This window comes from Streptomyces sp. MB09-02B, assembly GCF_033794485.1.
Lineage (GTDB): Bacteria > Actinomycetota > Actinomycetes > Streptomycetales > Streptomycetaceae > Streptomyces.
On the sequence record NZ_JARGEE010000362.1, the window covers coordinates 1 to 9,267 of the forward strand.

At 70.5% G+C, this 9,267-nt stretch carries 8 protein-coding genes; 4 read left to right on the forward strand and 4 right to left on the reverse strand.

Annotated elements, in window-relative coordinates:
- Positions 1 to 149 precede the first annotated feature (149 nt).
- The 4 genes from P1P70_RS34440 to P1P70_RS34455 form a co-directional block, all read right to left on the reverse strand.
- Complete coding sequence (locus P1P70_RS34440; RefSeq protein ID WP_319244856.1) at positions 150 to 506, reverse strand: YciI family protein; 357 nt, start codon at positions 504 to 506, stop codon at positions 150 to 152.
- 115 nt (positions 507 to 621) lie between these two features.
- Positions 622 to 1,749: an LCP family protein gene (locus P1P70_RS34445; RefSeq protein ID WP_413471614.1), complete on the reverse strand. Its 1,128-nt coding sequence runs from the start codon at positions 1,747 to 1,749 to the stop codon at positions 622 to 624.
- A gap of 117 nt (positions 1,750 to 1,866) precedes the next feature.
- Positions 1,867 to 3,222: an endo-1,4-beta-xylanase gene (locus P1P70_RS34450; protein WP_319244860.1), complete on the reverse strand. Its 1,356-nt coding sequence runs from the start codon at positions 3,220 to 3,222 to the stop codon at positions 1,867 to 1,869.
- A 253-nt stretch (positions 3,223 to 3,475) separates the two neighbouring features.
- Complete coding sequence (locus P1P70_RS34455; protein ID WP_319244862.1) at positions 3,476 to 4,543, reverse strand: LacI family DNA-binding transcriptional regulator; 1,068 nt, start codon at positions 4,541 to 4,543, stop codon at positions 3,476 to 3,478.
- A gap of 121 nt (positions 4,544 to 4,664) precedes the next feature.
- On the opposite strand from P1P70_RS34455, the gene P1P70_RS34460 reads away from it, so the two are divergent.
- The 4 genes from P1P70_RS34460 to P1P70_RS34475 form a co-directional block, all read left to right on the forward strand.
- Positions 4,665 to 6,077, forward strand: a complete 1,413-nt coding sequence (locus P1P70_RS34460; protein ID WP_319244864.1) for an ABC transporter substrate-binding protein — start codon at positions 4,665 to 4,667, stop codon at positions 6,075 to 6,077.
- Complete coding sequence (locus P1P70_RS34465) at positions 6,074 to 6,988, forward strand: sugar ABC transporter permease (protein ID WP_319244866.1); 915 nt, start codon at positions 6,074 to 6,076, stop codon at positions 6,986 to 6,988. The genes P1P70_RS34460 and P1P70_RS34465 overlap by 4 nt, the downstream gene beginning before the upstream one ends.
- A gap of 8 nt (positions 6,989 to 6,996) precedes the next feature.
- A complete protein-coding gene (locus P1P70_RS34470) occupies positions 6,997 to 7,902 on the forward strand; it encodes a carbohydrate ABC transporter permease (protein ID WP_319244868.1) in 906 nt (301 codons plus the stop codon).
- A 57-nt stretch (positions 7,903 to 7,959) separates the two neighbouring features.
- Positions 7,960 to 9,267: glycoside hydrolase family 3 protein (locus P1P70_RS34475; RefSeq protein ID WP_319244870.1), on the forward strand; the 1,308-nt coding region annotated here is incomplete at its 3' end.

The window sequence follows — 9,267 nt, forward strand, 5'->3', positions numbered from 1 at the left end:
CTATTGGTTGGAAGCGTCAGATGTGTATAAGTGCCAGGGTTCGCGTTCGGGTCCTTTGGCGTGGGCATGGGCGTGGTGGGCTGTGGGGTCACAGCCCACCATCAGACACGACGTCCCCGGCGTCCGAGAAGCGGCCTCGCCCGGCGGGCTCAGCCCTCCATGATCTCCCGCACCTCGCACGTCACCGTCCAGTGCTCCTCGTGCACCTTCAGGAAGCGCTTGGTCCACTCGATCGCCTCGGCCATGTCCTTGCACTGCATCAGCGCGTAGCCGCCGACGACCTCCTTGGACTCGGTGAACGGTCCGTCCGTGACGGAGATCTTCCCGCCCTCCCAGTGCACCCGCGCGCCCTGCGCGGTCGGCGTCAGCCCGGCGGTGTCGAGCATGACCCCCGCCTTGGTGATCTCCTCCAGCAGCTCCCCCATCCGCTCCATCAGCTCGGGGCTGGGACCCTCGGCGGGGGCGGTCTTCTCGTCGATCTGAACCAGTGACAGATAGCGCGGCATGGTGACTCCTACGGCATCGGCGGGCGGGGCCTGTCCCCGACTCTCACCCATGCGTCGAACGGCCGCACCCCGGATCGACACGGCCGCCGGATTTTCCGGAGAAACTTTTTCACCGCTACCTCAGCGACTCCCACAGCCGACCCGCCTCCGGCTCGTCCGCCACCACCCGGTTGCGGTCGTACGGGGCCGTGACCACCGGCATCATCACGGTCCTCGTGCCGGCGGAGGACAGGCCCCTCACGCTCTCGCCCAGCCTCGTCAGTTCGGTGAGGGAGTCCAGGCCGGTGTCCGTCGTCAGGCTGCCGGTGATCGCGTCGGCGGCCCGGTAGAGCTGGGCGGGGTTGGTCAGGAGGTCGGTCGAGGAGATCTGGTCCAGGAGGGCCTTGACCAGTTTCTGCTGGAGGCCGATGCGACCGAGGTCGCTGCCGTCGCCGATGCCGTGCCGGGTGCGGGCGAGGGCGAGGGCCTGCTCGCCGTCGAGGTGGTGGGTGCCGGCCCGCAGGCTCAGATGGCTGTCCTCGTCGTCGATGTCCTCGTCCGTGGTGACCATGACGCCGCCGAGGGCGTCGACGAGCTTGGCGAAGCCGGAGAAGTCGATCTCGATGTAGTGGTCCATGCGGACGTCCGTCATCGACTCGACGGTCTTCACCGCACAGACCGGGCCGCCGACCGCGTACGCGCTGTTGAACATCACGTTGTACGCCACCGCCGTCGAACCGCCCGACTCCAGCGGGCAGGACGGCCGGGTGACGAGGGTGTCGCGGGGGATGCTGACGACCGTCGCCCCGGTGCGCCCCTCGTCGATGTGGACGACCATCGCCGTGTCCGAGCGGGCCCCCGCCCCCTCGTCGCCGCCTCCGAGCTTCGCGTTCTCCTTGCCGCTGCGGGAGTCGGAGCCGAGGACGAGGATGTTCAGGGCGCCGCTCGGCAGGGCCTCGGCGGTGGCCGACGCGGCCGGATTCGACGCGGACGGATTCGACGCGGCCGGATCCGACGCGGACGGATCCGGGGAGGACGGATCCGGGGAGGAGCGGACCTTCGCGGGGCGGTTGTCCCCGAGGGCGGCGTCGATGTCGACGCTCTGGATGTTGTCGTTCAGCCGCCAGAACGCCCAACCCGCCCCGCCCGCGCCGACCACGAGGACCCCGGCGAGCAGAAACCCGGCGATCTTCAGTCGGCGCCGCCGTCCACCCGGGTCTCCGCTGCCGCCCCCGAACGCGCTTTCTTCACCATTCACGCACAGGAACTTACGTCCGAATTGTTACGGGCAGAACCTCATGCGGCCTTTCCTTCGGAAATTCTCAGACTTCTCAGCCCTCTGCAGTCATCGGCAGGCATCGGCAGGCATCGGCAGGCACTCTCAGCCCAGCGTCACCGTCGGTACCGGATTACTCCCGCTCCAGGTGCCGTTGAAGCCGAAGGTCACCGAACCCCCGCTCGGCACGCTCCCGTTCCAGGAGGCGTTGGAGCAGCTGACCGCCGTGCCGGTCTGTGCGCAGTTCGCGTTCCAGGCCTGGCCGACCTGCTGCCCCGCCCCGAACGTCCAGGCGACCCGCCAGGAGGGGAGGGAGGATCCGGCGGCGCAGCTGATGGTCACATTGCCGGTGAAGCCGGTGTTCCACTGGTTCGCGACGCTGTACGAGGCCGCACAGCCGTTCGTGGACGGCGGGGGTGTCGTGCCCGTCCCGCCGAGACCGGTCGCGATGCCGTGGTACGCCGGTTTCGGCGCGTAGTTCTCGTCGTACGGGGTCGCCGCGCCCTCGCCGGGGAACGTGTCCGGGATCCAGGAGTCGGAGTCGGTGAAGCCCCAGACCGTGACGCCGGTGCAGCGGGTCACGGCGACGCAGGCCTTCACCACGGCGTCGTACTCGGTGCGCTGTTGCGCCAGCTTGGCCGCTGTGGCCGGAAGTTGCATACGGATGTCGAGCTCGGTGATGGCGACGTCCACGCCGAGGTCGGCGAAGCGCTGGATGTTCTGCTGGAGCGTGGAGGGGACCTGACCGAGGATCAGGTGGGCCTGGAGGCCGACCCCGTCGATGGGGACGCCGCGTGTCTTGAGGTCCCGGACCAGGTTGTAGAGGGCCGTGCTCTTCGCGTTGACGCCCTCGACGTTGTAGTCGTTGATGTACAGCTTGGCGGCCGGGTCGGCCGCGCGGGCGGCGGTCAGGGCCTGGGCGATGTAGTCGGCGCCGAGGCCGTTGTACCAGAGGGTTCGGCGGTAGGTGCCGTCCTCGTTGAACGGCTCGTTGACCACGTCCCAGGCGGCCAGGCGGCCCTTGTAGCGGCCGACTTCGAGGGCGATGTGGTCGTTCATCAGCTGGCTGAGCTGTGCGGGTGTCCAGGTGCCGTTGTCGAGCCAGCTGGGGTTCTGGCTGTGCCAGACGAGGGTGTGGCCGCGTACGTCCTGGTTGTGGGCCTCGGCGAAGTCGACGATCTGGTCGGCCTCGGTCCAGTTGTAGTTGCCCCGGGTGGGTTCGACCGAGCCCCACTTCATGGCGTTGCCGGGGGTGAGCCAGTTGAACTCGCGGCCCGCGATCTCGCCGTAGGTGCCGGTGAGTTTCGAGCCGGTCACGGCGGTGCCGATCGCCTTGTTCTTGGCGGTGGCGAGGTCACGCAGGGGCGGGTCGGCGGCGTGGGCGGAGGGGGCGGCGAGGAGCAGGGCGGCGAGGGCGGTGAGCAGCGAGGTGAGCGACAAGCCGGTTCTCAGAGATCTCATGGGGGGTGCCTCCGAAAGTTTCGGTTGTGCAACCGATTGGCTTCGGAGGAGTGTGAGGCGGTTTGCCTCGGCCGTCAATACATCAACTTCCGGACACGCGTCCGCCGAGCAAGGACGGCGGACGGCTGTCGCGCCGTCGGGGCTCGTCGCTCGGACGGCTGTCGCGCCGTCGGAGCTCGTCGCGCCCACGCGGCAGAGCCGCACCTCGACACAGCCCCGCGCCGGCGCCTCTGAAAGGCGCTCCGCCGCCCTTTCAGGGCTGCAGGGGCGGCACCCCCGTGCTGCTGCGCACCACCAGGCTCGTCGCCAGTTCCACCCTCGTCGCCGCCGCGGGGCCCCCGTCCTGGCGCCCCAGATCCAGCACCAGGCGAGCCGCCGCCTCGGCCATCTCCATCAGCGGCTGGCGCACGGTCGTCAGCGGGGGCCCCACCCAGCGGGCCACCGGCAGGTCGTCGAAGCCGACGACGCTGAGGTCCTCCGGGATGCGCAGGCCCAGTTCGCGGGCCGCCTCGTAGAGGCCGAGGGCCTGGAGGTCGTTGCCGGCGAAGACGGCGGTCGGGCGGTCGGGGCGGCGCAGCAGATCCAGCCCCAGCCGGTAGCCCGTCTCGTGATGGAAGTCCCCGGCCTTGATCAGGTCGGCGGCGACCGGCAGCCCGGCGGTCTCCAGGGCGGCCCGGTAGCCGTCGACCCGGGCGCGGCTGCAGATCATCCGCGAGGGTCCGCTGATGGCGCCGATCCGCCGGTGGCCGAGTTCGACGAGGTGGCGGGTGGCGGCCAGGCCGCCCTGCCAGTTGGTGGCGCCGATCGAGGGCACGTCGTCGCCGGGGTCGCCCGCCGGGTCCATCACCACGAACGGGATGGAGCGGCTGGTGAGCAGGGCGCGCTGGGACTCGTCCAGCCCCGACAGGACGAGCACGACGCCGTGCGGGCGGCGCGCGGCGACCTGGTCGGCCCAGGTGCGGCCCGGGGTGAGCCGTCCCGCGCTCTCGGAGAGGACGACGCTCAGGCCCTCCGAGCGCGCGATGTTCTCCACGCCCCGGATGACCTCCATGGCCCAGGCGCTCTCCAGCTCGTGGAAGACCAGGTCGATGAGGGGGGACCGGGTGGCCTCGGCGCGTCGGCGGCGGTAGCCGTACTCGCGCAGCAGGTCCTCGACGCGGGTGCGGGTCGCGGGCGCGACGTCCGCGCGGCCGTTGAGCACCTTCGAAACAGTCGGAGCCGAAACGCCGGCCTGGCGGGCGATCTCGGCGAGCGTGGCGGTCTGCGTGGAGTGCGACGCACGCCCTCTTGTCTGGATTTCCTCGGGCTTCGCGGGCTTCATGTGCGGGATCGTATCCCTGCGCCACCCCTTGACGAACCCTTTCGACGGCCTTAGGTTCCCGGAACATTCGAAGTGCCATCCGAAACATTCGCACGTCCGGACATTCGCGAAGGGTGCTGTCATGGAGTCGAGCAGAGGCCGGTCCACCGGGGCGACCGCAGGCGGGTCCGCCGGAAGCGGCGTGGGCGGGTCCACCGGAGGCGGCACGGGCGGCCGGCCGTTCAGCAGGCGCTGGTTCCTCGGCGCGGGGTCCGCCTCGCTGCTCACCGCCGGGCTCGGCGCCGGTCTCACCGGCTGTGGCTCCGGCGGCGGCTCGGGCGGCGGGGACGGCAAGACGCTCACCGCGTTCGTGTACGGCGACGACGCGGTGAAGGTCCAGCAGGCGGGCGTGGACCGGTTCAACAAGTCGGCCGCGGCGAAGAAGGCCGGCGGCACGATCAAGCTCCAGAAGGTCCCCGGCTCCGACTACTCCCCCAAGCTCCGCACGGCCATGGGCTCCCCGAGCGCGCCGGACATCTTCTTCAACTGGGGCGGCGGCTCGATCAAGCCGTACGAGGAGGCGGACAAGCTCGTCGACCTCACCGACATCATCGAGGGCGACCCGGTCCTCAAGGCCGGCTTCCTGCCCTCGGTCCTCGCGGCCGGCGACCTGGGCGGCCGCCACTACGGCATCCCGATGCGCGGGATGCAGCCGGTGATCCTCTTCTACAACAAGTCCGTCTTCGCCGAGCACAAGCTCCAGCCGCCCACCACCTGGGACCAACTCCTCGACGTCAACGCCAAGTTGAAGAAGGTGAAGATCACCCCCTTCGCGCTCGGCGGCTCCGACGTCTGGCCCGAGCTGATGTGGCTGGAGTACCTGGTCGACCGGATCGGCGGCCCCGAGGTCTTCAAGCGCATCCAGGACGGCGACGCGGAGGGCTGGGGCGACCCGGCCGTCCTCAAGGCCGCCGAGCTGGTCAAGGAGCTCATCGACGACGGCGCCTTCGGCTCCAAGTTCACCTCGGTGTCGTACGTCAACGGCGGCGCCCCCGCGGTCTTCGCGCGCGGCAAGGCGGCCATGCACCTGATGGGCTCCTGGGAGTACTCCACGCAGCTCGGCAAGTTCCCGGACTTCGCCAAGAGCAACCTGGGCTGGGCCGCCTTCCCGACCGTCGAGGGCGGCACGGGCGACGTCCGCAACGTCGTCGGCAACCCCACCAACTACTGGTCGATCAACGCCCGTACGAAGAACAAGGACCTCGCGGTCGGCTTCCTCAGGGACTGCGCGTCGAAGGAGTACGCGCAGGCGCTCATCGACAACGGCGACGTGCCGACCACCTCGAACGCGGCCGAGCTGCTCGCCTCCTCCCCCAACCCCGAGTACGCGAAGTTCCAGTACGACATGGTGCAGAAGGCCCCGGCCTTCACGCTCTCCTGGGACCAGGCGCTCGGCGACGGCCTCGGCACCAAGATGCACACGGAGATAGGCAAGCTGTTCGCGGGCCAGTCCTCGCCGAGCGACTTCGTGACGGCCTGCAAGGGGCTGAAGTGACCGTCACGGTCGAGAAGACCCCGGCGGCACGGAAAGGACAGGCGGCCCGTGCGGGCCGCACCGCCCGCACCGGCCGCCCGCACGCCGCCTGGGCCCTCCCCGGCGTCCTCTTCTTCACCTTCTTCGCCGTAGTCCCGATGGCGCTGGCCCTCTACCTCTCCTTCACCAGCTGGGACGGCCTCGGCGACCCCCGGCCCGTGGGCCTCGACAACTGGAAGAAGCTCCTCGACGACCCCCGGATGACGCAGTCCCTGTGGCTGACCGTCGTCCTGACGGTCGCCAGCTGGGTCTTCCAGACGGTCGTCGCCCTCCTCCTCGGCGTCTGGGCGGCGGGCCGGCAGCGCAACCGCGCGATCCTCTCGGCGGTCTTCTTCGTCCCGTTCCTGCTCTCCTCCACCGCCATCGCGATCCTGTTCTACGCCCTCCTCGACCCGAACTTCGGCATCATCCAGAAGGACACCCTCGGCTCGCAGAGCGGCGCGTTCCTCGCGATCGTGTTCGTCGGCGGCTGGCAGTTCATCCCCTTCCACACCCTGATCTACCAGGGCGGGGCCCGCCAGATCCCCGAGGTCCTCTACCAGGCGGCGGCCATCGACGGCGCCGGCCGCTACCGCCAGTTCTTCTCGATCACGCTCCCGCAGCTGCGCCACACGATCACCACGTCCACGGTCCTGATGGTCGTCGGCTCGCTGACGTACTTCGAGACGGTCCTGATCCTCACCAAGGGCGGCCCCGGCACGGACACCGCGATCCTGCCGTACCTGATGTACGAGGCGGGCTTCAAGACGTACGACTTCGGCTACGCCAGCGCCATCGCGTCCTTCCTGGTCATCGCCGCGACGGGCCTCTCCCTCGTCCTGGTCCGGCTGACCGGCTTCGGCGCCATGCGCAGCACCCGCGAAGGGATGTGACGGCACGGATGTCACACGACACACTGGCGCGCCCGACCAGGACCCGGCAGCCGGACGGAAGCCCGGTGACGCACTCCCCCCGCCGCCGCAGGCACTGGACGCGGCGGGCCAACCCGGTGGCGGGCCTGGGCGCGTTCGTCTGGCTGGTCATCGTCCTGATCCCGATCTACGCGATGCTGTCGGCGTCTCTCACGGGGGCGGACAAGGCCCTGACGGGCAACCCGCTCAAGCCGCCGACGGACCCCACCCTCGACAACTACAACACCGTACTGACCAGCGGATTCGGTCATCTCCTGAGCAACACGGCGATCGTCGCGGTGTCGGTCGTGGGCATCGTCCTGGCGCTGTCCATCCCGCTCGCGTACGCGGCCGTCCGCACCCGCGACCGCTGGTCGAACGCGGCCTTCCGCCTGTTCCTCCTGGGCGTGGCGATCCCGGCGCAGGCGGTGGTCGTGCCGTTGTATCTGCTCATCGCCAAGCTCGATCTCTACGACACCCTCCTGGCCGTCATCCTCCCGACGGCGGCCTTCGCGATGCCGGTCTCGGTCCTGGTCCTGGTGGGCACCCTCCGGGACGTCTCCGAGGACCTGTACGAGGCGATGGCCCTGGACGGGGCCTCCCCGCTCCGGATGCTCTTCCAGCTGACGATCCCGCTCGCCAAGGGCGGCATCAGCACGGTCGTCATCTTCTCGGCGCTGCAGGCCTGGAACGGCTTCCTCTTCCCGCTGATCTTCACCCAGTCCGACGGTCCCCGGGTCCTCACTCTCGGACTGTTCAACTACGTCAGCCAGTTCGGCGTGAACATCCCCGCCCTGCTCGCCTCGGTCGTCCTCTCCGGCATCCCGATCTTCGCCGTCTACCTGGTGGCGCGACGGGCGCTGGTGGGCGGGCTGATGGGCGTGGGCGGCAAGTGACCCACCGGTTCCGGCACCCGCGATCTTCCGAAACTCGCCAATCCCTGAAGGAGTTCCATGACCGCCCCCTGGCGAGACCCGGCCCTGCCCGCAGCGGCCCGGGTCGCGGACCTGCTCTCCCGCATGACCCTGGAGGAGAAGGCCGCGCAGCTGTACGGCGTGTGGGTGAAGAGCGACTCGACCGGTGAGGACATCGCCCCGGACGAGCAGGGCATGTCGGAGTCGTTCGCCTTCGACGAGCTGATCACCCGGGGCCTCGGCCAGCTCACCCGCGCCTTCGGCACGGCCCCCGTCGACCCCGCGCTGGGCGCGCGGGCGCTGGCCCGCGCCCAGCGCCGCATCATGGCCGCGGGCCGCTTCGGCATCCCGGCCGTCGCCCACGAGGAGTGTCTGGCCGGGTTCACCGCCTGGCGCGCGACCGCCTACCCGGTCCCCCTGGCCTGGGGCGCGACCTTCGACCCCCCGCTGGTGGAGGAGATGGCCCGGCACATCGGCCGCGACCTGGCCTCCGTCGGCATCCACCAGGGCCTGTCCCCCGTGCTGGACGTGGTCCGCGACCCGCGCTGGGGCCGGGTCGAGGAGACGATCGGCGAGGACCCGTACCTGGTGGGCACGGTCGGCACGGCCTACGTACGCGGCCTGGAGTCGGCCGGGATCGTGACCACGCTCAAGCACTTCGCCGGGTACGCGGCGTCCGTCGGCGCCCGCAACCACGCGCCCGTACGGGCCGGGGTACGGGAGTTCGCGGACGTCACCCTGCCGCCCTTCGAGATGGCCCTGCGCGAGGGCGGCGCCCGCTCGGTGATGGCGGCCTACACGGAGACGGACGGCGTCCCGGTCTCGGCGGACCCGGGGCTGCTCACCGAACTCCTGCGCGACGACTGGGGCTTCACCGGCACGGTCGTCTCCGACTACTTCGGCGTCGGCTTCCTGGAGACCAACCACCGGGTGGCCGGAAACCGTGCGGAGGCGGGGCACGCGGCCCTGGCCGCCGGCATCGACGTCGAACTCCCCACCCTGCGCTGCTACGGCGAGCCGCTCGTGGAGGCGGTCCGCGCGGGCGACATCCCCGAGTCCCTCGTCGACCGCGCCGCCGAGCGCGTCCTGCTCCAGAAGTGCGAGCTGGGCCTGCTGGACGAGGACTGGGCCCCGGAGCCGGCCACCGTCGACCGGATCGACCTCGACTCGGCGGCGAACCGCGCCCTGGCCCGCCGCCTTGCCGAGGAGTCGGTGGTCCTCCTCGACAACCCGGACGGGGTCCTGCCGCTGGCGCCGGACATCCGCATCGCGGTCGTGGGCCCCCGCGCCGACGACCCCCTGGCCATGCTCGGCTGCTACTCCTTCCCCTCCCACGTCCTCCCGGCC

Excerpts from the sequence above, each read along its gene's own strand:
- P1P70_RS34455 (WP_319244862.1), bottom strand. The coding sequence starts at position 4,543 with ATGAAGCCCGCGAAGCCCGAGGAAATCCAGACAAGAGGGCGTGCGTCG.
- P1P70_RS34470 (WP_319244868.1), top strand. The coding sequence starts at position 6,997 with ATGTCACACGACACACTGGCGCGCCCGACCAGGACCCGGCAGCCGGAC.
- P1P70_RS34450 (WP_319244860.1), bottom strand. The coding sequence starts at position 3,222 with ATGAGATCTCTGAGAACCGGCTTGTCGCTCACCTCGCTGCTCACCGCC.
- P1P70_RS34460 (WP_319244864.1), top strand. The coding sequence starts at position 4,665 with ATGGAGTCGAGCAGAGGCCGGTCCACCGGGGCGACCGCAGGCGGGTCC.
- P1P70_RS34440 (WP_319244856.1), bottom strand. The coding sequence starts at position 506 with ATGCCGCGCTATCTGTCACTGGTTCAGATCGACGAGAAGACCGCCCCC.